At 64.3% G+C, this 25,037-nt stretch carries 20 protein-coding genes and 1 pseudogene; 8 read left to right on the top strand and 13 right to left on the bottom strand.

Going from position 1 to position 25,037, the window contains the following annotated elements; genetic code table 11:
- The first annotated feature begins 229 nt into the window (after positions 1 to 229).
- From IPP90_08980 to IPP90_08955, 6 genes are all read left to right on the top strand, one after another.
- On the top strand, positions 230 to 1,852 hold the full coding sequence (locus IPP90_08980) for an alkaline phosphatase family protein (protein MBL0170847.1): 1,623 nt from the start codon (positions 230 to 232) through the stop codon (positions 1,850 to 1,852).
- Entirely contained in the window at positions 1,849 to 2,466 is a 618-nt protein-coding gene (locus IPP90_08975) for a hypothetical protein (protein ID MBL0170846.1), read from the top strand. The genes IPP90_08980 and IPP90_08975 overlap by 4 nt, the downstream gene beginning before the upstream one ends.
- Before the next feature lie 96 nt (positions 2,467 to 2,562).
- Complete coding sequence (locus IPP90_08970) at positions 2,563 to 4,683, top strand: M20/M25/M40 family metallo-hydrolase (GenBank protein ID MBL0170845.1); 2,121 nt, start codon at positions 2,563 to 2,565, stop codon at positions 4,681 to 4,683.
- Positions 4,684 to 4,693: 10 nt separating this feature from the next.
- Positions 4,694 to 5,812, top strand: coding sequence for a HesA/MoeB/ThiF family protein (locus IPP90_08965; GenBank protein ID MBL0170844.1), 1,119 nt, complete (start codon positions 4,694 to 4,696; stop codon positions 5,810 to 5,812).
- A 3-nt stretch (positions 5,813 to 5,815) separates the two neighbouring features.
- The gene (locus IPP90_08960; protein MBL0170843.1) at positions 5,816 to 6,709 is read left to right on the top strand and encodes an alpha/beta fold hydrolase; all 894 of its coding nucleotides are present in this window, start codon (positions 5,816 to 5,818) and stop codon (positions 6,707 to 6,709) included.
- A 115-nt stretch (positions 6,710 to 6,824) separates the two neighbouring features.
- Positions 6,825 to 7,103, top strand: coding sequence for an oxidative damage protection protein (locus IPP90_08955; GenBank protein MBL0170842.1), 279 nt, complete (start codon positions 6,825 to 6,827; stop codon positions 7,101 to 7,103).
- 385 nt (positions 7,104 to 7,488) lie between these two features.
- On the opposite strand, the gene IPP90_08950 is transcribed toward IPP90_08955, so the two are convergent.
- Complete coding sequence (locus IPP90_08950) at positions 7,489 to 8,487, bottom strand: HD domain-containing protein (GenBank protein MBL0170841.1); 999 nt, start codon at positions 8,485 to 8,487, stop codon at positions 7,489 to 7,491.
- Positions 8,488 to 8,562: 75 nt separating this feature from the next.
- Here IPP90_08950 and IPP90_08945 point away from each other — a divergent pair, with 75 nt between their 5' ends.
- Together IPP90_08945 and IPP90_08940 are read left to right on the top strand one after the other, a co-directional pair.
- A complete protein-coding gene (locus tag IPP90_08945; protein MBL0170840.1) occupies positions 8,563 to 9,126 on the top strand; it encodes a MarR family transcriptional regulator in 564 nt (187 codons plus the stop codon).
- A 122-nt stretch (positions 9,127 to 9,248) separates the two neighbouring features.
- On the top strand, positions 9,249 to 9,788 hold the full coding sequence (locus IPP90_08940) for a YceI family protein (protein ID MBL0170839.1): 540 nt from the start codon (positions 9,249 to 9,251) through the stop codon (positions 9,786 to 9,788).
- A 92-nt stretch (positions 9,789 to 9,880) separates the two neighbouring features.
- On the opposite strand, the gene IPP90_08935 is transcribed toward IPP90_08940, so the two are convergent.
- The 12 genes and pseudogenes from IPP90_08935 to IPP90_08880 form a co-directional block, all read right to left on the bottom strand.
- A complete protein-coding gene (locus IPP90_08935; protein ID MBL0170838.1) occupies positions 9,881 to 10,363 on the bottom strand; it encodes a hypothetical protein in 483 nt (160 codons plus the stop codon).
- 105 nt (positions 10,364 to 10,468) lie between these two features.
- Entirely contained in the window at positions 10,469 to 11,968 is a 1,500-nt protein-coding gene (locus IPP90_08930; protein MBL0170837.1) for an alpha/beta fold hydrolase, read from the bottom strand.
- Positions 11,969 to 12,011: 43 nt separating this feature from the next.
- A pseudogene (locus IPP90_08925) lies at positions 12,012 to 12,971 on the bottom strand (PD40 domain-containing protein).
- A gap of 236 nt (positions 12,972 to 13,207) precedes the next feature.
- Positions 13,208 to 14,824 (bottom strand): S41 family peptidase, encoded by a 1,617-nt coding sequence (locus IPP90_08920; GenBank protein MBL0170836.1) that lies wholly within the window; start codon positions 14,822 to 14,824, stop codon positions 13,208 to 13,210.
- A gap of 59 nt (positions 14,825 to 14,883) precedes the next feature.
- Complete coding sequence (locus IPP90_08915) at positions 14,884 to 15,741, bottom strand: replication initiator protein A (GenBank protein ID MBL0170835.1); 858 nt, start codon at positions 15,739 to 15,741, stop codon at positions 14,884 to 14,886.
- A gap of 87 nt (positions 15,742 to 15,828) precedes the next feature.
- Positions 15,829 to 18,819: a PKD domain-containing protein gene (locus IPP90_08910; GenBank protein ID MBL0170834.1), complete on the bottom strand. Its 2,991-nt coding sequence runs from the start codon at positions 18,817 to 18,819 to the stop codon at positions 15,829 to 15,831.
- 54 nt (positions 18,820 to 18,873) lie between these two features.
- Positions 18,874 to 19,605 (bottom strand): SDR family oxidoreductase, encoded by a 732-nt coding sequence (locus IPP90_08905; protein MBL0170833.1) that lies wholly within the window; start codon positions 19,603 to 19,605, stop codon positions 18,874 to 18,876.
- Between the two features lies 1 nt (position 19,606).
- A complete protein-coding gene (locus IPP90_08900; GenBank protein MBL0170832.1) occupies positions 19,607 to 20,725 on the bottom strand; it encodes an alanine--glyoxylate aminotransferase family protein in 1,119 nt (372 codons plus the stop codon).
- On the bottom strand, positions 20,722 to 21,393 hold the full coding sequence (locus IPP90_08895) for an HAD-IB family phosphatase (protein MBL0170831.1): 672 nt from the start codon (positions 21,391 to 21,393) through the stop codon (positions 20,722 to 20,724). Before IPP90_08895 ends, IPP90_08900 begins: the two co-directional genes overlap by 4 nt.
- Complete coding sequence (locus IPP90_08890; protein MBL0170830.1) at positions 21,390 to 22,778, bottom strand: FAD-binding oxidoreductase; 1,389 nt, start codon at positions 22,776 to 22,778, stop codon at positions 21,390 to 21,392. Before IPP90_08890 ends, IPP90_08895 begins: the two co-directional genes overlap by 4 nt.
- 3 nt (positions 22,779 to 22,781) lie before the next feature.
- Positions 22,782 to 24,389, bottom strand: coding sequence for a phosphoglycerate dehydrogenase (locus IPP90_08885; protein MBL0170829.1), 1,608 nt, complete (start codon positions 24,387 to 24,389; stop codon positions 22,782 to 22,784).
- A gap of 80 nt (positions 24,390 to 24,469) precedes the next feature.
- Positions 24,470 to 25,012 (bottom strand): MerR family transcriptional regulator, encoded by a 543-nt coding sequence (locus IPP90_08880; protein ID MBL0170828.1) that lies wholly within the window; start codon positions 25,010 to 25,012, stop codon positions 24,470 to 24,472.
- Positions 25,013 to 25,037 lie beyond the last annotated feature (25 nt).

Raw genomic sequence — 25,037 nt, 5'->3', positions numbered from 1 at the left:
GGAAATGCGCAATATTGTCGCTGCCTTCACGTGCCTCCGTGAACGGTGCGGGTTCGTCACGCGGTGACTTCGCGTGCGTCGGCCGTGATCGTCACCGGCCCCGCGTGGCTTGCACACCGGCGGTTTGGCACCTGTCCTGGCGCGTCGATCCGGCGACGTGCTCGAGGCCGGACAGGTGCCGCCGGTAGTGCCGAGCGCGTCGTCAGGATCGCGCGTTAGCTTTCGGTGCATGCGCCTGCGCACCTCTCTCCACATCATCTCCGCGACACTTGGCATTGTCGCGTCGAGCGCTCCAGTCCACCTCGCGGCGCAGACGCCATTGCCGCCGACACTCGTCGTCCAGATCACCGTCGACCAGCTGCGCCCCGACTACCTGGACCGGTTCGCATCTCAGCTCACCGGCGGGCTCGGGCGTCTGCTTCGGCAGGGCGCATTCTTCACCAACGCCACGCACGACCACGCGACCACGGAAACCGCGCCAGGACACGCGACGCTTTGGTCAGGGCGCTTTCCCTCGCACACGGGCGTCGTGCTCAACGAGATCGGTGTGGCGGATCCGCAAATGCCGCTGCTGTTCGGACGGGGCGGCGGTGCGTCGCCCTACCGTTTTCGCGGGTCGTCATACTTTGACTGGGTGCGAAGCCGAGACCAGTTCAGCCGGGCGCTTTCGGTGTCACGCAAGGATCGCGGCGCCATCCTGCCGCTGGGCCGCGCGCGACAGAGTGTGTTCTGGTACTCGCTGGACGGACGGTTCACCACGAGTCGCTACTATGGCGACACGATTCCCACGTGGGTGCAGCGATTCAATGCCCTGAATTTCACCGCCAAGTACCTCGGGGCCGAGTGGACCACGCTGCTCGATGCGTCGATGTATCCCGAACGGGATTCGGTGTCGTTTGAGAATCAGGGTAAGGACTTCGTCTTCCCCCATAGACTGGCAGCCGATCAGCGCACCGGCACGAATGATTTCGTCGAGTTCCCCTGGATGGACGATGTGACGGTGAATTTTGCGCTGGCCGGCGTCAACGCCCTCGAACTCGGTAAGGGCCCGACGCTTGATGTGCTGGCCGTGTCGCTCTCCACCACGGATGCCGTCGGCCATCGGTACGGTCCGGACTCGCGCGAGCTGCACGATCAGGTGCTGCGAGTGGATCGGGCGCTTGGACGCCTTATCGACTCGCTGTACAAGCTGCGGGATTCCACACGCATTGTCTTCGCATTGGGGGCCGATCATGGCGTCGCCCCCTTTCCGGAATCACACTTCGATGGCGCCGATCCCGATCGCGGCCGCGTCGATCCGCGACCCGTCATCGACGCGGCACGGAGCGCATTGGCGGCTCGGGGGGTGGAAGGAGACGCGCTGCTGCTGCAGTCGGGGATCGTATCGCTTGACCGCGCGCGACTGCAGGCCAAGGGCATCAGTAGTGATTCCGTGGTGACGGCACTGCGCAATGCATTGCTGAAATTGCCCGGGATGCAACGGGTCGATCGCGTGCGCACCCTGGCCGCCGCGGCCGCCCGCGGTGACAGGATCGGCCGACGCTGGTTGCATTCCATACCGCCCGACCTCATGGCCGAGCTCACGGTGACGCTCCAGCCCTTCTATTACTGGTTCACCACGCGCTATGCGACGCATGGCACGCCGCACGACTACGACGCGCGCATTCCCATCCTCTTCATGGGGCCGATGTTCAGGCCGGGCCGCTACACGACGCCCGTTCGATCGGTGGATATTGCTCCTACGATTGCAGCGGTCACCGATGTCACGCCGATTGAGCCGGTGGATGGACGCGTGTTGACCGAAGCGTTGCGTGACCGTGCTGCGCCGCGGACGGTGCCGCCGAAACGATGAGTCGCGACGAGTCGGGATCCGCGTCCCTCGGTCGCGCATTCGATGCTGCCCGGTTCGGACCGACGCGCACACTGAATCTGCGCGCCCAGCAACCGACGGCCGCGCAGGCCGCAACGCAAACGGAGGCCTGGCTTCGAACGCTGCAGGTGCAGGGCGCCAACGAGGCGCTCGTGGTGACGGGTCGGGGCAACCAGAGCATCGACGGGTATTCGCCGGTGCGAGAGGCGATCGTGCGGCTGTTGCCGTCGTTGCGACGGCGGAATGTGATCAGCGGGTTCGCGGAGCACACACCGGGATCATTTGTCGTCACGATGGCACCGGTACGGGCGCTGTTTGAGGCCCCGTCGCGTCGGCGCGAGAAGGCACCTCGTACCGAGCGCGCGGCACCGGCGGAACTGGCGGCGCTGGATGACGAGACCGTTCGGCAACTGCGAGATCTGGCGCGGCTTGCGCTGGCCCAGCTGGGGCTCAAGGCACCGACACACGCGCAGCTTCAGGACGAAATGCACCGTCAGTTCGCTGCGCTGACCACCGCGCTACCGGCCGACGGCGATCGCGAGGCCCTGCTTCAGCAGGCAATGCAACGGGCCGCTGAAGAGTACGAAGCGGACTGACCGCCCTTGCCCCGCCGCCGCCCGTGCGGCAGAGTCCGAGATCTGCCCGCGCGGATCACCGCGCGCCCTTCTCGCCTCGGACCCGGAACTCCTCTCGTGCGCTCTCTCCTGCGCTGTTCACCGATTCGCACTGCGGTCCTGTCGTTGCCACTCGTGGCCGCGCAATCGTTCTCGCAAGTCACACCAGGATACTCCGCCACCTCGGCGGTGGCCCAGCGGCGTCTCGAACAGGAAGCCATTCGGGGACCCGTACCGGCGCGCGCGAGGACGCTCTCCGCCGCGTTGTCAAAAGAACCGCATGTGGCCGGCACCCCGGCGCAGAAGCGCACGGCCGACTATGTCATCGCGCAGATGAAGGCGATGGGGCTTGAGACGGAACTTCGTCAATACGACGTGTGGTTGCCGCATGCCACCAGTGTGAAGATCACTCGCCTCGGCCGCACGCCGCTGTCCCTCGACTTGAGCGAGCCGCCCGTGCCGGGCGATCCGGCCACCGCACTGAAGCAGTATCCCACGGTGAACGGCTCGAGTGGCGCCGGGGTCGGCGACGGCGAGTTGGTGTTCGTGAACTATGGGTTGATTGAAGACTACGCGACCCTCGATTCCCTGGGCGTTTCGGTGAAGGGGAAGGTGGTGCTCGCCCGCTATGGTCGCAGCTTCCGCGGCATCAAGGCCCGTGAAGCGGAGAAGCGTGGCGCGGTGGCGGCGCTGATCTATACCGATCCGGCAGATGATGGATTCGCGCGCGGCGACGTCTATCCGGAAGGACCCATGCGTCCCATGCGTGGCGTGCAGCGGGGCAGTGTGTACAACGGCGCTGGCGATCCGCTCACACCGGGATATGCCAGCAAGCCTGGCGCGCCACGCATTCCGCTCGATCAGGCGGTGCTTCCCATGATTCCCGTCGTGCCGATCAGTGCGGCCAACGCGCAGGTGCTGCTGGCGCAGGTTCGTGGCACGGCAATTCCAGCGGGTTGGCAAGGTGGGATGGCGCTGCGCTACCACGTGGGCCCTGGCCCGACGCGGGTACGCGTGGAGGTCACGACCGACGCCGCCACCAACGGCACCAAAGCCATCTATAACACGCTGGGCTATCTGCGCGGCACCGACTTCCCTGATGAATACGTCTACATTGGCGGGCATCGCGATGGTTGGGGACCCGGCGCAGCCGACAACATCAGCGGTACAGTCAGTATTCTCGAAGCTGCGCGCGCATTGTCGGACATGGCCAGGAATGGCACGCGCCCACGTCGAACGATTGTGTTCGCCACATGGGACGCCGAGGAATGGGGGCTGGTGGGGAGTTCCGAGTACGTCGAGGACGATTCGTTGCGGTTGCAGAAGGGCGCAGTCGCGTACTTCAATCAGGATGTCGCGGCACAGGGTTCATCGTTCGGTGGTGGTGGCACGCCGTCATTGCGCGCCGTGCTGCGCGATGTGGTGAAAAGTGTTCCCGATCCGAAGAGCAAAGGCACCGTGTACGATGCGTGGCGCGCGGCCAGTGGATTGCGCGCGGACACGCTGGAACCGGCCATGGGTGATCCCGGCGGCGGCAGCGACTTCGCGGGATTCTACAATCACCTCGGTATTCCGATTGCCGAATGGGGGTTTGGTGGACCCGCGGGAACGTACCACTCGGCCTATGACACGCATGCGTGGATGGAGCGATTTGGTGACCCGGGCTTTCTCTATCACGCCACGGCGGCGCGCATTGGCGCGGCCATGGCGCTGCGCGTGGCCAACGCGGACATCCTGCCGTACGACTACGTCGAGTTCGCGCGCACCATGCGCCGCTATGTCGCGCCGCTTGCGCGAGGCCTGGCGGCAAAAGGATGGGACAGCACCGCTGCGACACCGCTCGCCGCTGCCATTGGCAGACTCGAGCGCTCGGCGCAGGCATTCGCGACTGCGCGTGACGCCGAACTTGCCCGCGGGGTCGCGCGTCAGACGCAGCTGGCCACCAATACCATTCTCCTCAAGGTGGAACGCGCGTTTGCTCGATCGAGCGGACTGAAAGGTCGACCGTGGTACCGTTCGCTGATCTATGTGGCGGACATCGACAACGGCTACGCCAACATGAACTTCCCTGGCGTGAATGAAGCGATTCGCGCCGGTGATCGGGCGACGACGACGGCCGAATTGGCCGACCTGATACAGCGCTTCGGCGTCGCTGCCGATCTCATGGATCAGGCCGCGAAGCTCGTGGCCACCAGATAGCGACGCAGTCATGCACTCGGACGCGCGGTACGCCCGCCAGGTGATCCTCAAGGGCTTTGGCCCCGAGTCGCAACAGCGACTTGGGGCGGCTCGCGTGCTCATTGTCGGGGCCGGGGGCCTCGGCTCGCCGGCAAGCATGTATCTGGCCGCGGCGGGTGTCGGCACGTTGACGCTGGTCGATCGCGACGCGGTCGATATCACCAATCTCCATCGGCAACTTCTGTACGTGACCTCGGATGTCGGTCGCAGCAAGGTGGTGGTTGCAGCGGAGCGGCTGCGCGCCATCAATCCTTCCGTGACGGTACATATCCACGACACGCGCCTGACGGCGCAGAATGCAGCGGAACTGATTGCGGGGCACGACGTCGTGATCGACGCCACGGATAACTTTCCGGCACGCTACGCCATCAACGATGCCTGCGTGCGCGCGGGGGTGCCGTTCGTCTATGGAAGCGTGGCGCGCTTTGAGGGGCAGATCAGCGTTTTTGCCGCGGCCGATGGTCCCTGTTATCGCTGCCTGTTTCCGGCGGCACCGCTTCCCGGTTCAGTGCCAACCTGCGCCGAAGAGGGCGTGTTGGGCGTCGTGCCGGGTGTACTGGGATTGTATCAGGCCACCGAGGCGCTCAAATGGATTGCCGGCATCGGTACACCGTTGGTTGGCCGCATGCTGCTGCTGGACCTGCTGGAACACGAAAGCCGAACCATTCGCGTCACCCGTCGCGCCGAGTGCACCACCTGCGGCGTCGTCGCAACCGTGTCGCGTGCCCAATCACCCGCTGAGCCAGATGAGCACCACGCCATGACCGACGCGCATGCCGATATAGACGTTGTCGCCCTTGCCGCTCGCCTTACCGGTGGCGATGCGCTGGTAGTGCTCGATGTGCGTGAACCGTGGGAGTTTGACCTGGCGAGCGTGCCAAACAGTACGCTTGTGCCACTCTCGACGCTCCCATCGGCCATCAATCGTCTTGAACGAGACATGGAGTACGTGGTGCTCTGTCATCATGGCATGCGCAGCGAGATGGCCGCCAACTACATGCGCGCGCAGGGGTTTCCGACAGTGCACAATCTCGTGGGCGGTATCGACGCCTGGAGTCTGCAGGTTGACCCGACGGTGCCTCGGTACTGATCGGTGACGGCGCTGGTCGATCTGCTGACGCGCGTCGCGGATTGGCTGCCGTTTCGCCGGGAGTCGCGGGCCCGAATTGAACGGTGGCATGCGCGACGGCTGACCATCGGTCCCGACGGCCTCGTGATCGGGGCACAGAGTATTCGTCTGACCGGCGCAGGAACGCACGCCGCGCTGCTGTTGCACGGCTTCAACGACACGCCACAGTCGATGTCGTATCTGGCGATGGCGTTGCACCGCGCCGGTTGGACGGTGTCGGTGCCGCGTCTCCCCGGGCACGGCGTGAGCCTGGCCGACATGGCCCGCGATGCTCGCGCGACACGCTGGCGCGTGGCGGTTGACCAGGCGTATGCGGACCTGGATGCATCGCATCACCACGTGGTAGTGTGTGGTCAGTCGATGGGTGGCGCACTGGCCGTGTTGTTGGCGGCGCACCAACCCAAACTCCCGGCGCTGGTGTTGCTTGCCCCATATCTCGGCATGCCGATGCGCATACAGTTTCAGGTGATCACGTCGTGGTTGTGGGACGTTGCCATCCCGTACCGTATCGGCACCGGCGGCGAGAGGTCCCTGCACGATCCGGAGGCCAAGGCACAGGCCTTGGGTGCCGGTGTCATCACGTCACGGACAATGAGCGCATTGCGCCAGGTGGCCCGAGCGGCCGAACACGCGCTTGCCGCTGTGAAGGCGCCCACCTTGTATCTCCAGTCACGTGAGGACAACCGGATCACACGCCGAGACGCTGAACGGCATTTCGCAATGCTCGGCAGTGTTGTCAAAGACCAGCGATGGGTTTCCGGGAGCGGCCACATCATTTCGGCCGACTACTGCAAGGACACCGTGGCGCAGCAGGTGATCGCGTGGTTCGCACAACATGCGACCGCACCGTCGGAGTGAACGCGGTGTCGCGCCTGGCCCTCCTCGGCCTTCAGACCCGTTGGCGCTCCACCAGCACAGGGCTAGCTTTCACGGTTCGCTGATCGCACATCAAACGGCTTTCACCCGTGGGACCATGACCGATGTTGCATGCACGCGCTGTGGACAAACGCGCGAAGGATTTGAGCGGCCACCGTTCCCGGGCGCGATCGGCGCCCGAATCGTCACGGAGATCTGCAAGGACTGCTGGGGGCTTTGGCTCAAGCAGCAAACCATGCTGATCAACCACTACGGGCTGAACGTGATGGACCCCCAGGCGCGGACATTTCTGACGCGCAACATGGATGCCTTTCTGTTCAAGGCCGGCCAGGCGGAAGATGTCGACACCACCAAGCAGGGTTCCATCAACTGGTAGGGTGCGACACCCTTCAGTTCACGCCCGCGATGTAGCGCGCCAGTCTGCCACAGCCGCTGCACTTGAGTGTCACGTGCGAATGCGGCGGCGGCGGACTGGAGACCGGATCACGATCAATCTGTCCGGAACAGGAGGGGCAGCTAAGGGGAAGACCCGTGCGGTCGGCAGCGATGAGGTGAAGCGCCTGAGCCGGGTTGTACGTGTTGGGGCGTGGCTTACGCATACGACCTGAATCCTCGCGTAAAGGGCGCCGACCTAGGGACCTGTGGCCGACTCGCGAAAGGTAATCCGACCTGGAATAGATGTGCAGCGTCGGACCAAAGAATCGGGAATGCGAAGTAACCCTCTAAGTAAGTTTACCTAGTGATGCCAGTCCGGAATTGCCTCAATCCCAGGCGACGGGGCGCCGCCACAGCCGGCGACCCAGCCGCCACGAGCGCTTGGCGGACAACTCGCCAGTGCCTCCCAGCGGAAACAGTTCGGGGTCGGCGAACTCGTCCAGCATGTCGGTGGCCTTGGCCGACGCCTCGTCTGCCCAATGCACGATTTCTGCTTCCGGCGTCATAGGCTGAACTGGGCTGCCGAATTCAAGGGCACCGTGATGCGACAAGATGAGATGAAGCAGTTCATCGCGCTGCGCCGAGGTCAGCGCGATTCCCGACGCAGTCACGCGACGATCGAACATCAGCGCGCCCAATGTCACGTGACCTAGCAGCATGCCGGAGGCAGTGTGGGCAAATCCCTCGGGTCCGACCGCGTACGCCTCGACCTTGCCGATGTCGTGCAGCAGCGCGCCGGCGACCACCAGATCAGCGTTCACGTGTCGAACAGTGCGTGCGATGTGCCGCGCGATGGACGCGACCTCGAGCACGTGAAGCAACAGCCCGCCGAGTTGTGCATGGTGCCCGTTCACCGAGGCTGGCGAGCGCTCAAACACCACCCGAAACGCATCGTCCGCGAAGAAGAGGTCGACCGATCGGCGCACCGACGGCGCGACGATTCCCCCACGGAGTTTGTCGATGCCGTCCCAGAGGCGTTCGAAATCCATATCGACGCGCGGCAGGAACTCCGATGGGTCGAACTGATCGCCCTGCAGGACGCGAAGGGGCGCGCTCAACTGGAGCTGACGTCGACGCGCCCCCTCGTCCCCGAACGCTCCGATGTCGCCTATAACCTGAACGACCTTGCCCTTCTCAGCACCGGCGGCCCATTCGATCTTCTCGGACCAGATCGGGGCCGTGTCGATGATCCCGCTGCGATTGGCCAGCGTGAGAACGACAAAGGGAAGCCCGGCTCGCGTGGTCTTCTCGGACCGATCACGGATCAGGAATTCATGCTCAACCCGGTCACCCACCGAGGCTTTACGAAGATCGAAAAGAGACATGGTCGAAAGGTCGACCACCAGGAGTGTCCATTCAATCCCTTGCGCAGATGGTACAGTCCTGAGAGGCTTCTACTCATGACAATCCGCCGTCCGCGTGCCGAGTCCACTCCCATCCAGTCGCACCAGTCCGAATCCTCGTCCGGCGCGCACGCGCTGAAGGCCACGCCGGAACAGGCAGCCGCGCTGCGACTCTGGGTCATCATGTCCCGAGCCCATTCGGCTATCGCCGAGCACGCCGCTGCCGACATCGCTCGTCACGGTTTGACGCTCGCCGAGTTCGCGATCCTCGAGGCGCTCTATCATGGCGGGCCCATGCTGCTGGGGGAGGTTCAGCGACGCATCCTCGTCTCCAGCGGCGGAATCACCTTCCTGGTTGATCGACTGACTGCCAAAGGGCTCGTGGAGCGCCGGAACTGCCCAACCGATAGGCGGGCGCGCTATGCGTCACTGACCCAGCGTGGCGACGAGCTCACGGCCGCGATTTTCGAGGAACACGCCGAGACCCTGACACAGGCGATGTCTGGTTTGTCGACGCAAGAGCAGGTGCACGCCGCTGACCTGCTGCGTACCCTTGGCCTGAGCGCGGCTTCCCTGCCCAAGCCGGTCGTTCGGCCGGAATCGAAGGCCGCCTCGGCCTGAACCGCAACGGGTTGACAGATGGTGTTTGATTGCTAAGTTTCTCAGTTATGAGATATCCGCAGGCGTTTCAATGCTTGCGTACGTAGCATCAAACGAGCCGCCCGAACGGGCAGGAGCAGACAATGCGGTGGGAAATCGACACGACACACAGCCAGGTCCAGTTCTCGGTGAAGCACCTTGGCATTTCGACCGTGCGGGGCACGTTCGGACGGTTCGCCGGAATGATTGACGAGGAGAACGGTGCCGTCACGGGGGCCACCGTAGAGATCGATGTGGCGTCGCTCTTTTCAGGGAACGAGCAGCGAGACGGTCATCTCAAGGGCGCCGACTTTTTCGATGTCGAGACCTATCCCACGGCGACGTTCGCGCTGAAGCGATTCACCAGGAATGGCGAGGACGCGACGGCCGAAGGCGAGCTGACGTTGCGCGGCATAACGCGCCCGATCACGCTGACCGGAGAAATCGGCGGACCGGCCACCGACCCGTGGGGCAACAAAAAGGTGTCTGCTTCGCTGAACGGAAAAATCTCGCGCAAGGAGTGGGGACTGGTGTGGAACGTCGCACTTGAAGCGGGCGGCCTGCTGGTGAGTGACGAGGTCAAACTGAGCATCGAGGTGCAGGCGGCGCCGGCCGCGTCGGCCGCAATCGCGGTTGCAGCCTGAAGGTGCGTTAAGACGGGAGACTGGAGACTGGAGACGGGAGACATCGGGTCGGCTGGATGTCTCCCGTCTCCCCGTCTCCCGTCTCCCGTCTTCTAACGCTCCAACCGCCCTGCATACGTCAGCGTCCCCGTAGGTGGCGACGCAGCGAAGTAGGCCGCCCCGACAAGCGTCCCTGTTCCCGTGGTATTGGCGTAGACACCGGTTCCCTTCTCGACAGTCCAACTTCCCGCCAGCGTCGCCGCTGTCTGGCTGGTGAAGGTCAGTGTCGCACTGCCGCGCACCGTCAGCGTGCCTTGTTTTCCGGTCAGGGTGCGAACATATGTCAGCGGTACCGGCGATTGCGTCAGCGGACCGCCAAAGGTGAGTTCTTCGGTCGTGCTGCCGCTATCGGCGCGCGCGCCGGTCATGGAGAACACGCCGGCCGATGTCGTCTGACCGGTCAGCGATTGCGTGATGGCAATAGACACCGGTCCGCTGACATCGGGCGCCGTAGTGTCATCGTTGCAGGCGGCGACAATCGTGGTGGCAGAGAGCATGAGCAGCATCCGGGCGGTGGTGGACAGTGGAAAGCGCATGAGATCCTCGCGGTAAGGGCTCGAGCGTGAGCCGTGTGGCCAGAACCTCGCCTGCCCGCCAGGTGGCATGCACCACCCGATTGCGTGGTGAATACCGGGTGGAATTCAGTCCACCAGTGCCCACGTAGCCGAAGGCGGCGCGTCGGCATCTCCGGCCGCCACGGAATGCACCGCCACTTTGACATCGGCGCCGGCAAGGATGTCGCGCAACATGCCGGTGAGAACGATCTCTCCGGGTTTGGTCGCGGCCGCAGTCTCCATGGCGCGTGTGAACGCCGCGCCCACTGGTATGCCGTCGGTCACGGAGCACGCTCCGACATGCAGTGACATGCCACCCGCTCGACCGGTTCCCAGATCGCGCAGTTGCCGGGCGCAACGCAAGGCGGTGCTCGGTCCTTCAAAGAGGGCGGTCCACGCGGCGTCGGACTGCCGCAGGAAACGCGCGCCGTTCGACTCCAGCACCGCACGTTTGGTCTCGTCAAGCCGAGCGCCAGCTCCGGCCATGCACAGGATGATGGCGATCCACGTACGCACATCAGGCGCGGCATCCGGTTCCCGCAGATACGCGGTGACTGTGCGAGCCAGGAGCTCTCCGTCCACGAAATACACATGATCATTGCCTGGCAACTCCACCAATCGCGCATGGGGCAACCGCGTTGCGAAGTAGTGCCCCGCCGACAGTGGCACCAATCGGTCGCCCACGCGATGCACAACCAGTGTGCGTGTGGCAATAGACGGCAAGAGTGCGCGTATGTCCACCGCGCGCGCGTTCGTCAGGACTGTTTCGACAACCGAAGGACTCGTGGCGGCGCGGAGCAGGCGCGACCACCATTCGCGAAACACAAGACTCTCCGCGCGCGATGGTGCGAAGCGGTCAAGCGCCCACGGTTCGCCCCATCGATGGGGGACCGGTTCCAGCGGCGCGAACTGAGTGGCCGCACTTGTTGTCCATGGAAACTCGGTGCCATGCCCGCCAATGAACGGCGAGGCACTGGAGAGAATCAGCCCATGCACGCGCTCCGGATACATGGAGGCCAGCAGCACCGCCGCCGCGCCGCCCTCCGAGGTGCCCATGATAAAGGCGCGTTTCGCGCCGGCCGCGTCCAGCACGCATCGCGCGTCGGCCACTGTCTGCTCCAGCGTAGACGGACCGACATGCCGGTCGGACACTCCCACGCCGCGTTTGTCGAACAGGATGACTCGCGCCGATCGGCCAATGTGTTCAAAGAACGCCGTGTACTCTGGCTCTTCCCACGCCAAGTCGAGATGTGACACGAAGCCGTGCATGAACAACAGATCCACCGGACCGTCGCCGACGATCTGAAAGGCAATATGAACGCCGGCATTGTTGGCGTAGCGAATCGTCGATCGCGTAACGGCCACCGCGGCCGCTGCCTGCACCGGTGCATCGAGCAGTCCGCGCGTCATTGCCACGCGAATCGCCTCGGCGCGCGACGACACGTCCAGGTCGCGATACAGTTGCTTGATGTACCAACGGACGGTGTCGGGCGACAGGGACAGGCGCGCGGCGATGCCGGGTGCGGACAGGCCGTCGGCGAGCAGCGTCAGTATCTGGCGTTCACGGAGCTTCAGGGTGGGCGGCATCCGGAAGACCTTGGGCGACGACGTGCCGGTGACGCAGACAGCCCTACGGCTTCCACTCCGCAATAAACAGGTTCGTTTCGCCTGGCTTCGTATCATGCCGGTTCGATGCCCAGATCAGTTTCTTGCCATCGGGACTGAACATCGGAAAGCCGTCGAAGTCTTCGTGTGTCGTGATGCGCTCCAACCCCGTGCCGTCCATGCCTACAAGGAACAGATCGAAATTACGGCTGCGCGGATTCCGGTGATTGGACGAGAAGATGATTCGCTTGCCATCAGGCGTCCACGACGGACCGAAGTTCGCGCCACCAAGATTGGTGATCTGCTTCTGATCGGATCCGTCGGCGTTCATCACGAACAGTTCCATCCGGTTCGGACGGATCATCCGCTGCTTGAGCAAATCGCGATAGGCCTTCAGCGAATCGGGATTGGTGGGATGCCAGGCGCGATACACGATTTTCTTCCCGTCGGGTGACCACCATGGTCCGCCGTCGTAGCCCGGCGTGGTGGTGAGCTGCTTCACGTCGGTCCCATCGACATTCATCGTATAGATATCCAGGTCGCCGCCCTTGAGGGACGTGAATACGATGCGCTTACCGTCGGGTGAAAGCACGCCTTCGGCGGTATACACGCCGTAGTTGGTGAGCCGTTTGAGATCCTTGCCATCACGACCCACCGTGTAGATGTCGAACGGGTCGATGCCCCATACATAGCCTTTCGAGGGGTCGGGCTTGACCGGACAGGCGGAGTCGGCGGCGTGCGTGGCGCCAAAGAACAGTCGTTTCGCACCGGGCAGGAACCAGCCGCACGTGGTCTTGCCACCGACCGACACCTTGGTCAGTTCCGACCCGTCGGCGCGCATGGTGTACTGCTGATCACAGGTCCGGCCGTCACGTGTGGACTGGAATGTGATCCACTGGCCGTCGGCGCTCCAATACGCTTCGGCGTTCTCACCGCCATCGGTGATGCGGCGGATATTGGTCAGATGCACCTCGCCGCTATCGGCCGCAAATGCCGTGCGGGCGGCGGGAGTGGCAGCGGTCGTTGACGGGGACCGACCGCAGGCAGCCAGTGCAACGAGCGAGCCGGAAACCACGAACGCCGCGAAAGCGCGGCGTTCGGTATGGAATGGGGCAAATTTGCGCATGCGCCTATGCTAGGTGGGGTTCGCGCGAGGGGCAATCCGGACGATTACCCAACTCGTCCGGATTTCTCCCTATTGACTGCGAAATGCCAAGCGGTCTAATTCGAGCCGCGTGAGCTCTTGGCCAGCGTCGGGCGGCTGTTGGATGGCTCCGCCGCCGCCGCGGCAAAGACCTCCTTCTGCGTGGAGCTCTTCCGCAGCATATCCATCGCCTTGCGCAGCTGATTGTCATCCTTGAGCTCATGACGCTTGGCCGTGGAGTCGCCAAATGCCACCCGGGCCACGCGGCTTTCGATGTAGCGGTCAGCCCACGTACCGCCGGCATCATACACGGCCTTGTCGATCTTCACGGAGTCGGCCGTGAGGCGACGATACAGATCTTCGCGCCACGCCGCGTTCGCCGTGAAGTCGGGCTTGATCTTGCCTTTCTGGTCCTGGGCCAGCATGCCCACCGCGTTGAAGAACTTGGTGAAGTGCGGTGCCATGAGACGGGCCAGCGCCTGCTCTTTGCTGGAGATCGTGTCAGCCGGCACAACGAGATCGGGTGTGATTGCGCCGCCACCATACACCGTCCGTCCCGACGCCGACTTGAATATCGGACGCGCTTTACGCGCCGAGTCGCTTTCGACCGAATCCGAGATCACTTCCACGAACTGCCCGTCGGCGTTGAACTTGCGCTCTTTCTGGATGGAGCGTCCCGAAGGCGTATACCACTTGCCAGTGGTGATCTTGAGGGCATAACCGCCGTCGAGATTGTACACGCTTTGCACAAGACCTTTGCCATACGACGTCGTGCCCAACACCAGTGCGCGATCGTAGTCCTGCAGCGCACCCGCGACAATCTCGGACGCTGATGCCGAACCGCCATCAACCAGCACGACCAACGGGATATCCGATGCAAGGGGCTCCTGTTCAGCGACGAACTTCTGATACTCGCCTCGTCCCCGCACCGAGAGAAGTTCCTTGCCCTTGGGGAGGAACAGGTTCGACATCGCGAACGCCTCTTCCAGAATGCCGCCCGGGTTGCCGCGCAGATCGATCACGAGGCCTTTTGCACCCTTCTTGCGCAACTCGACCACAGACTCCGCGATGTCCGAGGTGGTCTGTTCGCTGAATCGGGTGAGCGGGATGTACCCAACGCGGTCGTCGAGCATCATGCGAAACGCCACGGCCGGCACATGAATTTCCGCGCGCTTGAAATCCAGCTTGAGCGGCTGCGCCATGCCGGGCCGTGCGAACGTCACGGTGACCGCCGTACCCACTTCCCCCAGCAGTTTGTCCTGCGCCTGTTCCGTTGACCATCCAGCTGCCTGGAACGTGTCGATGGCGACAATGCGGTCGCCTTCCTGCACACCCCGCGACTCGGCGGGCGTGTTGGGGAACACCTTGTCGATGGTGACATAGCCGCCCTGTTTGACGATCTGCATGCCAATGCCGGCGTATCGTCCGCCCGTGTTGCGCGAAAACGCGGCCATCTGCTTGGGCGTGAAGAGCTCGGTGTACGGATCGGCGAGTTCCTTCACGAGGCCACGCGCGGCCTTTTCGTACAGCGCCTGCGCGTCGAGGGTGTCGACGTAGCGCAGGGCCACGAAGGTGAGGACCTGATCGAGCAGCTGCGCGCCGCCACGGGTGGCTCTCGCCTGAAGGGCGAAGCCTCCGGCGAGGAGCGGGAGGAGCAACAGGCTGGCGACAGCGGCCTTACGGGTGCGTGTCATGCGGCGGCTTGAAGGAGGGAAAAGCGAAGAGTGCTGCTAGAGAGACACTTGGGCGGCCGTCAGGTTTCATCCCGAGGCCGAGTCCCCAACACGTAATCCACATGCCAGATCCGATCGTACTGCCGGATCCCTATGTCACGGACCAATCCGGCGCTGAGCAGCATCTCGTGCGCCGGCTGCAGGACCCGCTGCAGGTGTGATGGATAACGTTGAGTGAGCGGCAATTGTTCGGCCAGTCGTTCCAGCGTCAGCCGCCATGATAATCGCCCGTCTGCCCTGGCAACCTCAAGGATCCGGTACAGGCGGCGTGCCACCGGGGACGAAAGTGCGTGATACCGGACCGATGACAGGGATACCGTATGACGCGCGGCCAGATTGGCGCGCAGCGTTGGTGATAGGATAACCCGGGCATCCCCCGGTTCTCCGGCGGCCAGGTTGCCGAACAAGTGCAGTTGCTCCCGATCGGCCACGCGGCGGCGCTGCACCGCGACGGAACTCAGGATCGTGAAGCTGATATCGCCATGGCCGGTGGAGGCCGACCAATAGGCGCCAACCGACTCAAGTGTCGTACGCTCCAGCCGGGCGAGGGCTCCGCGCAGCTGTTCGTAGGTGCGCCCGTCAGCGCGTCGACCCATGGAGCGGAGAAAGGAATGCAGCGTGAACGACACCGCACCATCGGCCGGCGATCCCGCTTCGTTGTACCGATGCAACAGCTCGACGTACACGTCCTGATCGAACGTACCGGGAAGCCGGTCGCCGGGAGCGGGGATAACGCGCCAGCGACCGCCGTTGTCGGCCGTGAACGACACGGGCGTGTCGTCGGCGGAATCACTGAGACGGAAGAGCGGTAGTTCCTCGAGCGAGCGATCGAGGAATACTCCGCGGATGGCAGGTCGACGACGCGCAGCGAGAGTCATCAAGTGCTAAAGGTGAGCGAGCACGAGGTGATTCGCCAGCCGGAGGGGGCACCCAGAGGGGTGCAGAAGCGTGGTCGCCGCGGCTGGCTACGGCATCAGCTGCCCTCGGAACGTCGCGGTATACGCGAAGAAAATGGCATCGCTTGGGCACGTGCGCTCTTCCATGGTGATCGTGCCGGCCATGGTATTACCGGTCTTGGTGGCCTGGATGGTGTACCGGTACGAGGCGCGGTTCTGATTGATTGGCGAGGAGGCGCCGGATACGGTGCCGGTGCTGCTCGTGCCGGTCCAGCTGAAAGCGTTCTGCACCGTACGCCCTCCGCACTGTTGACTGGTGATCGTGTTGCCGAACGACTCGGTGAAAAAGGCGGTGGTCGGTGACCACTTGGTGAGCGACGCGCCTTGTCCCCGAGGCGCGACGGACAGATATACCCCCGGCGTCGGATACAACACACCAAGCGATGGCGTGACCCCTAATGGGAACGCGAAGATGACCCCCTCGCCGGGTGTGATGGCGAGCTGCTCGAACGGTGAGAACGACACTTCGGAGCAGGCGCCCGGACAGGTGCGTTGGGTGATCGTGAACTGATCGAGTCGCCACATCGGGGGGCTGGACAAGACCACGGGAAATTCGTCGACGAATCCGAGCGACAGCGATTCCCCGTTCGCCGCGATGATTGAAACCCCAAGGATCACGTTGTATGTCCCGCCGGTGGGAAACGTGTGCTGAATGGACGGCGACGGACCGGTCACGTCGACGGATGGGCTTGGGCCCTCGATGGACCAGGAATACCTGACCGAGGGCGCATCGACGGGACGAATGACGCCCTGCACGACCGCCGTGAATGTGACCGGACTCCCGGGAGTCGCATTGCCAGGCGACTGTGTGATGGTCACCTTCACACCGATGAACACGATCTTCGACGCGCGGGCAATCACCTTGCCCTTGTCGTCCTTGAGCGTCACCCGCACTCTGTTTTGACCAACCTTGAGGTATGTGTGCGTGAACGTCTTGCTGGTGCCGGTCACGGCGGGCGTGTCATCGTCGACCGTCCAGGTGAAGGTCGAACCGGCCGGCGCCAGGTTTCCGGCATTGGCGGTCACGGTCACGACATCCCCGAGAGTGGAGTTGAGCGGCGGGTCGTCGATCGTGAACGGACGGTATACCACCGTGAACGGAATCGCGTCGACGAACCCCAGCGATGAAGGATCGGAGGCGGTATATGCCGACAGGACCGCGTAATATTTGGTGGTCCCTTCGTTGTTCGTGGTGAGGCCGTCCGAGCCCAGTGAGTTCTCGCCAGTGCCATCCCACAGTTCGACGCGATGCATTTCCGGCGGGGTGCCCGTGGTCTTGGTGGGGCAGCTGGTGCAGATGTGCCGAAGTTCGAGCTGCGCGTCTGTCGTGAGCAGCGTGCTGGGAAGCGGCAGCCACGATTCGGTGAGGTTGTCGTAGTACTCCGCACGATACGATGCCGGATATCGATCGGCCCCGGCCTTCTGCTGTTTGAACTCAGCAAAGCGCGCATCGATCTCCACCAACGGCACCTCGGCGGTGACCGAGAGTGCGTACGCCTTGTCATAGAACTCATCGGGCTTGCCGGCCTTGACCGACATCGACACCGGCGTCAGGCGGCCCGACTCGAACACCATGGTCCGGCTGATTTCGGGATAATTGGGATCGGCAAAGGACACGTTGGTGCGCACGCCGTTGAAAGTGGCTGCGTACGCCACCACGGCGTGTCCAGCGTCGGCATTTTGTATTGCCAGCAGCACCGGACGACTGCTCAACTTGAGGGTCATCAAAATCCACGTCGATGTGAGGTCCTCGACCTTGGTGCCATTCGCCACCCCCAGATCGATCAGGCGCCGGAGCTGATTGATGCCCTTTTTGAATCGCGCCGAGTAGTCGCCCTGGACGGACCCGGAGAACCGAATGCCCTGCACATTGTCCAGCACGTTGGCCAGCGTGAGGTCGAACTGCCGATAGAGCGGTGGCTTACCTCCGAGTTTCTGGAAGAAGTGATAGTACATGGCCGAGATACTCATGCCTTCGCAGATGCCGCCCGGCGAGATGTATTCGCCGTTGTTCACGAATTCCCAGTTGTCGACGGCCGGCCGGAATGTGCTGTTGAAGGTGCCGATGAGTTTCAGTTTTGGCGCCTTCACCCAGACGATTTTCACTGCGCCGAACCCCAACGCCATCGCGGTGCGCAGCGCGCTGGTTTCCGACACATTGCCGGGCAGTCCCAACAGATCGCGGGAGAAATGTCGTGTGGCGAGTGTGACCGTGGTCGGGCTGCGGTCCACGAGCGGGATGCCTTCGAGTGTGTTGCTGGCCGAGTCGTAGTAGAACGGCACGATCGCGACGTCGTCCGGGAGTGGCATCGGCATGGTGAGCGTCATGACGCTGTCCGCATACCCCTGCGTGTTGTTGATCACCAGCACCGGCCCCACCTGCGTGAAGTCAGCGGGCAGTGGCACCTTGATGGTGGAGTCGGCGACAATCGTCCACGGCGTGCTGGTTGGATACGCGCCTGATGGCACCACGATCTGCAGTCCGTCCAACGGATCACCTGTGCGGCGATAGACGAGCGTGCCGCCACTGGTGCCGACCGGCACCTTGTCAAACAGTATCTGCGGAAGTGGACCGATGGCCTGCGCGCGGAACTTGACGGGTGACAGTGCGCTGACGCGTGCGCTCACGACCTGTGCGCCAGCGGCACTTCCGAGGGTCCAATCGCCAGCGACCGCCACGCCATTACTGCCTGTCGAGGCTGCGGTCGTGGCGAGCACGCCGCCACCGGAATCGACACTGAACTGGACCGCGATACCCGCGAGTGCGGTGCCGGCTGCATCCTTCACCAGCACCGACAGCTTCACGGGCAGCACGCTGCCGATGGTCGCCGACTGCGCGTCACCCGAAACGAGGGTGAGCGAGGCCGGTGGTCCGGGCTGCGTGACTACTGGCGGTGCAACAACTGGCGTTATCGGGTCACCGCCACCGCCGCACCCCGTGAGCAGGAGCAGGAGACCGATGGACCGGACGGTCCGTGGGGCGAGCTGGAGGACTGTCATACCAACTACGCGCAATCGGCGGCCCAATCAGCTCATCGGGCATCCGAGCAGCGTTCAGGCCATCGTGATGACCTGACCGGAGATGTTGCGGGCCAACGGACTGGCCAGAAACGCCACGACATCGGCTACGGAATCGCGGTCGACGTAGTCCTTGTCGGCACCGATCGCCGTGATATTGGCGGCGGTGCGCACCTGTGTGGGGGCGATGGCATTGGAGCGCACCCCGTGTTGGCGCTCATCGGCCGCCACGGCGCGCATGAGGGCCAGCACACCGCTCTTGGCGGCCGCGTAGGCCGCGAGTCCGGCAGGTTTGGCTCCGGGGAGCGCGGCGACACTGCCGAAGTACGTGAACGATCCTTTCGCGGCGCGAACCGCGGGAAGGAAGGCGCGGGTCGTGTTGTAGGCGGTGTCGAGATTGATCGTGAATTGCGTGTGCCATGCCGAGGGGTCAGTGCTGTCGAGTGGCCCAGTCATGCCGAAACCACCGGCGACGCAGATCACGGCATGCACGGCGCCATTGCACTGTTCGTTCGTCGCGGCGATGACCTCGGCGGCGGCCTGCTCGGCGGCGGCGCTATCGGCCAGATTCACCGTGTGCGCGGTAGCGGTGAAGCCCTGCGCGGTAAGCGTTGCGGCGCGGGCTTGTGCTTCGGCCGGTTGGACATCGAGCAATGCCAGCGTGGCGCCGCGTTGCGCGAAGCCGAGCGCAATGGCCTCTCCCACCTGGCCAGCGCGACCGACACCCGTGATGACGACCAGACGGCCTGAGAAATCGAGATCGAGCATCTTAACCGGGCTCCGTTGAAAGCAACTCGTGCACGGCATCGGTGCATGCGGCGAGGCATCGCGACAGGCCGTCTACCGTATGATCACCCATGTGCCCAATGCGGAACGTGCGCGACTTGAGCTGTCCATAGCCTCCGCCAATGACAAAGCCGCGCCTGGCAACGGCCTTCACGACCGCGTCACCGGTGAGTACGTCGGGCAACCCAATGGCGGTCACGGTACTTGAGCGCTGCCCCGGCGCGGCGAACACCGAGAACGGCAGGTCGGTCTCGGTGGCCAGGTCGTTCACCCACGCATGAGTCATCGCCGCCATGTCGGCATGCCGTTGCCAGCGTGCCTCGACCGTTTCCGCCGCGATGTGCGCGCACTGTTCGGCGGTGGCGTACAACAGCGACAGGGCGGGTGTATTGGGCGTCTGGTTCTTGTGGACGTACTGCTCGAACTCCAGCAGGTCGAAATACAGTCCACGGGAGACGCCCTCTGCTGCCTGCGCGATGAAGCGTTCCGATGCCACGCCGAACGCCAGTCCCGGTGGCAGCGCCAGCGCTTTCTGTGATCCGGTGAGGACGAAATCGATGTCCCAGGCGTCCGTTTCCACCGGTACACCGGCGATGCCGGTGACGGAGTCCACCAGCAGGGCGGCATCGTACTGATGCGCCAGTTCGACCAGCGGCGGCAGCGTGGTCAGGGCTCCGGTCGATGTCTCCGAATGCACCACGGTGACGGCCGCGAAAGATCGCGTCTTGAGTGCGCTCTCCACCATATCGAGGTCGGCAACCTGGCCCCACGGCGAGACCAGCAAATGGGTCTCACGCCCACACGCTCTCGCAATCTGGGCAAAGCGTTCGCTGAACGCCCCGTTGACGAGCGCCAGAATGTGACCGGGCGGCGTGCCGCGAATGGCGGCCTCCATGAGTCCCGTCGCTGAGGAACTGGACACGTACACGGGTCGCGACGTCCGAAAGATGGGACGCAGCCCATCCTGAATGCGCGCAAAGAGCGCCTCGAAAACCGCACCGCGGTGCGGCAGCATCGGCGCCAGCATGGATTCGAGAATCGGGCGCCGCACTTCCGTGGGGCCCGGAAGGAAGAATGTGCCGAATGTGGATGGAACGGTCATGGCATCACCTTGAAGAGCAGAAGGGCCAGCGCCGCGAAACTTGATGCTTCCGCATCGGCGACCGCCACCACGCTGGGACGTCGCGCGACACCGGTGTAAGCAATGAACCCCTCGGTGACTCCGCGCGCGGCGGCGTCGGTAGAGCCATCCCCAATCATCACCACCGGGCGCTCGAGTTGCAGCGAGGCGAGCACCTTGGCCTTGCCCAGCTGCGTGGCCAACGGCTGATCTCCATCAAGCGCGACATATCGACCCGACGCATCGGTCGCCAAGGTCACGGCATGCACCTGATCGGACGGGACCCCCAGATCGTGTGCCAACGGCAGCAAGGCGGCCCGGAGCCCACCGCTCAGCACGTGCACGGCGCAGCCTGCGTCGCGCAACGCCGCAATCAACTCCACGGCACCGGGCTGCACGGCCTCGCGATAGGCGTCGGACAGCGCCCCGATTTCTGCGGCCGTGGGGGCGATGGCCTGCACCCTCCACAGGTACACGTCCTCAAGAGGCATCTCACCGGCCATGGCCCGTGCCGTCAGGTCGGTGCACGCTCGCGCCACTTCCGGGCTGCGCTGTTCCGCCAGCCAATCAATGCCTTCGAGTGCCGCCAACGTGGAGTCGACATCAAACACCACCGTGGCGTAGCGCAGGCCATTCGCGAGGCGTCTCACAGCACGTTTCCCGGCGCCAGAATGCCCAGCGGATCGAGTTCGCGCTTCAGGGCGTGCATGACGCGCACCTGCCATGCACTCGCCTGCATCGGCAGCCAGCGTCGTTTGAGTTTTCCGATCCCGTGTTCCGCCGCCACCGTTCCGCCCATCGCCAGCACGTCGCGCAGCGTGGCCTCCACCACTGCCTCGATGCGCGTCAACTCCACCGCATCATGGGCAATGAAGTTCTGGTGCGGATGTCCATTGCCAGCGTGTCCATAGGCGACCGCCTGCTCGACCCCGTGCGCGTCGGCAATTGCCCGTGCGCGATGCAACGCGTCGGCCAAACGTGGATACGGCACTGCCCAGTCGGTGGACACTTTGCGACCACCGGCTGCACGGCAGGCGGCGCCACGCTCGTTCATCGTGGCGGGGATTGCATGGCGAATACGGCGCGCCTCGCGCAACGCGGCAGGCGCATCATACACGCGGATCTCGCCCGTGTCGGCATGGTATGCTTCCGCCAGCGACAACCACGCGTCCAATGGCAGTTCGGCCTCGTCCGCCTCGTGCGCACCGGTTTCTTCCACGTACACCATGGCCCGCGAGTCGGGTGCCCACGTCGAGCCGCCACCGGCTTGTCGGGCGATATCGAACGCCAGCGCATCGAAGTATTCCAGGCACCGCGCGTGCACCGCGTCATCGCGCCGCGCGGCGACCACAAAGGCCAGTGCCTCAGCTTCCGTGGCGAAGGGTATCGCAAGCCCCAGCACCTGCATCGGCAATGGTTGCAATGCGAACTCGGCGGCCACAATCACGCCAAGCGTCCCCTCGCTTCCGACAAACCACTCCACCTCATCGTGGGCAATCGGATACCCGACGGTGTTCTTCTCAAGCGCCGGGCGTCGAATCTCGCGGGTCTCGCCGTTCGCCAGCACGACCGTGAGCGCACGCACGTGCGGTCCTGTCGCGCCATAGCGCAGTGAACGGGCGCCAGAGGCGTTGCAGGTAACGGCGCCGCCCACCGTGCACTCCTCCTCGCTGGTCGGGTCCGGTGTGAAGAGCAGCCCCTCGGCTTCCGCCGCGCGACGCACGTCCGCCACCAGCACCCCGGCCTCGACACGAATCGTACGCGCGGTGTGGTCGAGATCGATCAGTTTATCAAGTCGGCGCAATGACAGGAGTACGCCGTGGTCAACAATCGATGCGCCCGTGGTACTCGATTGCGCACCAGCGGGTGTGACGGCCGTCCGTGTGGCGGAGGCGTCACGCAATAGTTCCTCCACTTCCCCGCGTTCGGCGGGGCGTGCCACGGCATCGGCCACCATCTCAAGTCCCGACGCATCGCGCGCGTACGCGCGACGCACATCCAGATCGCGCGATGCGCGTGCCAGAACATCACCCACCGGTCACTCGGCGCGGAACTGCACGATACTGGCGGAAACGATATCCGGCAGGCCGAGCAGCGCCTGTCGCGTCGCCTCGTCCACCGCGCCATCCACCGAGATCGCCGCCAGCGCATCGCCACCCTGCGCCAGTCGGGCCTGATGGTATTCGGCGATGTTCACCCGACGCTCGCCAAGCAGCGTACCCACCCGACCAATCACTCCAGGCACGTCCTTGTTGGTCAGGATGAGCAGCGTCTGCCGCGGGTTGACGTCAACATGGAATGAGCCGATACGCGTCAGACGCGGCGTACTCCCTTCGGGCGCGATGCCGGATACAGCCAGCTGCTGCATACCACCGGACACTGCGACCTCGATCGCGCGGGGATGCCCGAGATCGTTGGATTCACCAACCGACAACTCCAGCCCGCGCGATTCCGCGAGACTACGCGCGTTGATCAGGTTGAGGCGATCAGTCTCGATGACGCCCTCCAGTACACCTGCCGCCGCTGCGGCCAGCAACGCACTGGTCCCGTGCGCGAGGTCGGGACCCACGCGCAGCGCCACACGCCGCACCGCCCGCATTCCCTGATCGGCAAGCACCGCCCGCGCCACCGCCGCCGCGCGGCGGGCCACCAGCAGCGCGCCCTGCAGCTCACCCCATTCGGCACTCGCTCCCGCGACATTGATCGAGCGCGACAGGTCCTTGTGCAGCAACGCATCGCGCACCGCCAGACAGACATCGCGCGACACGTTGCGCTGCGCCTCGACGGTGTTTGCGCCGAGGTGGGGCGTCAACACCAGATTGGGTGCGTGACGCAATGGCGAATCTGCGGCCAGCGGCTCGGCCGCAAACACGTCGAGCGCGGCTCCCCGCAGTTGATCGGTCTCGAGCGCCGCTACGAGTGCCGCTTCGTCAACGATCCCGCCCCGCGCCATGTTGACCACCACCGATCGCGACGGGAGCCGCCCTAGTTCACGTTTGCCGATCATGCCGCGCGTTTCATCCGTGAGCGGCACATGGACCGTGAGGATATTGCATTCGGCGAGCAGCGCGTCGAGCGACACGGCGCGACGCACGCGCAACGCGGTGAACCGTTCGTCGGCGATGTACGGGTCGTAGGCGACCACCTGCATCCCGAACGCATGGGCGCGCGACGCCACCTCCCCGCCAATACGCCCGAGTCCCACGATGCCCAGCGTCTTGGCCTTGAGTTCGCGTCCCATGAACGAGGTGCGATCCCAACCGCCGTCGGCCATGATGCGCGCCGCCTTGGGCAGTTCGCGCAGCAAACCGATCACCGCCCCGAAGAACAGCTCTGCCACGGCCACCGTGTTGCCGGCGGGCGCGTTGATGATGGCGATGCCGAGCGCTGTGGCGTCATCGAGCGCAATATTGTCGACGCCCACGCCGGCACGTCCCACGACCTTCAATCGTGTCGCGTGCTGCAGCAGTTCCGGCGAAATGCGGGTGGCACTGCGGCCGACAATAGCGTCATAGTCGCCAATGCGTCGCAGCAATTCATCGCGCGGGAGCGTGGGGACTTCATCGACAAGCAGTTCCGGCTCGGCGAGCAGCAACGCCACGCCTTCCGGATCGACATCGTCGGTGACCAGTACTCGAAACGTCATGAGTGTCGCGTTGTGAAAGGGCCAGGTGCCGCGGTGACACGGCTGGTGTCAGGCAGCGGACCAAAGGGCGTGGCGCGCGCTCAGCCGCCGAGATCAAAGCGACCAAGCGCGTGGCGCAAGGCGTCGCGCATCGCCACGAGCACATCGTCGCGCGCGGCCGGCGAGTCGTCACGCACGTGGATCTCGATGCCGTCAGCTATCGGAAGGCGTCGCCACATGGCGACGCCTTCACGGGGCACGATCGGATCCATCTGCAACGACAAGGCGGGTGCCAGTGACTGCGCGACGCGCCGCTCGAGCGAATCACCCGTGACCTCGCGCATTTCCAGGCGAATCGCGTCCAGCGTCTGGCCTTCGCGTTGCCGGATCTTGATGGCCAACAGCTGCAGGAGATGGCGATATCCGTAGGTCGCTGCCGTACCGGCACCCTCGGGTCGATCCAGCAGGCCGTTGGCAACATAGAATCGCACCGCGCGCGCACTTGGTGTGGCGCGCGCTGACGCATTGGTGGGCTTCATGCCGGCCGCGTCAGCGAGGGCGGCCGCATGGGCGGCGAGCCCACGGGCATTCCATGGAGCGTGACGCGCGTGCGCGCGCAGAAGTGGGACTGGGGATTCGGCCATCGGACGCGGAATATACGGGCACGGC

The sequence above is a fragment of the Gemmatimonadaceae bacterium genome (genome assembly GCA_016720905.1).
Taxonomy (GTDB): domain Bacteria; phylum Gemmatimonadota; class Gemmatimonadetes; order Gemmatimonadales; family Gemmatimonadaceae; genus Gemmatimonas.
The sequence above is the reverse complement of the archived record's forward strand: the minus strand, read 5'-3'. Positions and strand labels throughout refer to the sequence as shown.

What these genes read in the sequence shown, in the direction of transcription:
- IPP90_08980 (MBL0170847.1), top strand. Translation starts at nt 230, where the DNA reads ATGCGCCTGCGCACCTCTCTCCACATCATCTCCGCGACACTTGGCATT.
- IPP90_08975 (MBL0170846.1), top strand. Translation starts at nt 1,849, where the DNA reads ATGAGTCGCGACGAGTCGGGATCCGCGTCCCTCGGTCGCGCATTCGAT.
- IPP90_08965 (MBL0170844.1), top strand. Translation starts at nt 4,694, where the DNA reads ATGCACTCGGACGCGCGGTACGCCCGCCAGGTGATCCTCAAGGGCTTT.
- IPP90_08955 (MBL0170842.1), top strand. Translation starts at nt 6,825, where the DNA reads ATGACCGATGTTGCATGCACGCGCTGTGGACAAACGCGCGAAGGATTT.
- IPP90_08950 (MBL0170841.1), bottom strand. Translation starts at nt 8,487, where the DNA reads ATGTCTCTTTTCGATCTTCGTAAAGCCTCGGTGGGTGACCGGGTTGAG.
- IPP90_08945 (MBL0170840.1), top strand. Translation starts at nt 8,563, where the DNA reads ATGACAATCCGCCGTCCGCGTGCCGAGTCCACTCCCATCCAGTCGCAC.
- IPP90_08940 (MBL0170839.1), top strand. Translation starts at nt 9,249, where the DNA reads ATGCGGTGGGAAATCGACACGACACACAGCCAGGTCCAGTTCTCGGTG.
- IPP90_08935 (MBL0170838.1), bottom strand. Translation starts at nt 10,363, where the DNA reads ATGCGCTTTCCACTGTCCACCACCGCCCGGATGCTGCTCATGCTCTCT.
- IPP90_08930 (MBL0170837.1), bottom strand. Translation starts at nt 11,968, where the DNA reads ATGCCGCCCACCCTGAAGCTCCGTGAACGCCAGATACTGACGCTGCTC.
- IPP90_08920 (MBL0170836.1), bottom strand. Translation starts at nt 14,824, where the DNA reads ATGACACGCACCCGTAAGGCCGCTGTCGCCAGCCTGTTGCTCCTCCCG.
- IPP90_08915 (MBL0170835.1), bottom strand. Translation starts at nt 15,741, where the DNA reads ATGACTCTCGCTGCGCGTCGTCGACCTGCCATCCGCGGAGTATTCCTC.
- IPP90_08910 (MBL0170834.1), bottom strand. Translation starts at nt 18,819, where the DNA reads ATGACAGTCCTCCAGCTCGCCCCACGGACCGTCCGGTCCATCGGTCTC.
- IPP90_08905 (MBL0170833.1), bottom strand. Translation starts at nt 19,605, where the DNA reads ATGCTCGATCTCGATTTCTCAGGCCGTCTGGTCGTCATCACGGGTGTC.
- IPP90_08900 (MBL0170832.1), bottom strand. Translation starts at nt 20,725, where the DNA reads ATGACCGTTCCATCCACATTCGGCACATTCTTCCTTCCGGGCCCCACG.
- IPP90_08885 (MBL0170829.1), bottom strand. Translation starts at nt 24,389, where the DNA reads ATGACGTTTCGAGTACTGGTCACCGACGATGTCGATCCGGAAGGCGTG.
- IPP90_08880 (MBL0170828.1), bottom strand. Translation starts at nt 25,012, where the DNA reads ATGGCCGAATCCCCAGTCCCACTTCTGCGCGCGCACGCGCGTCACGCT.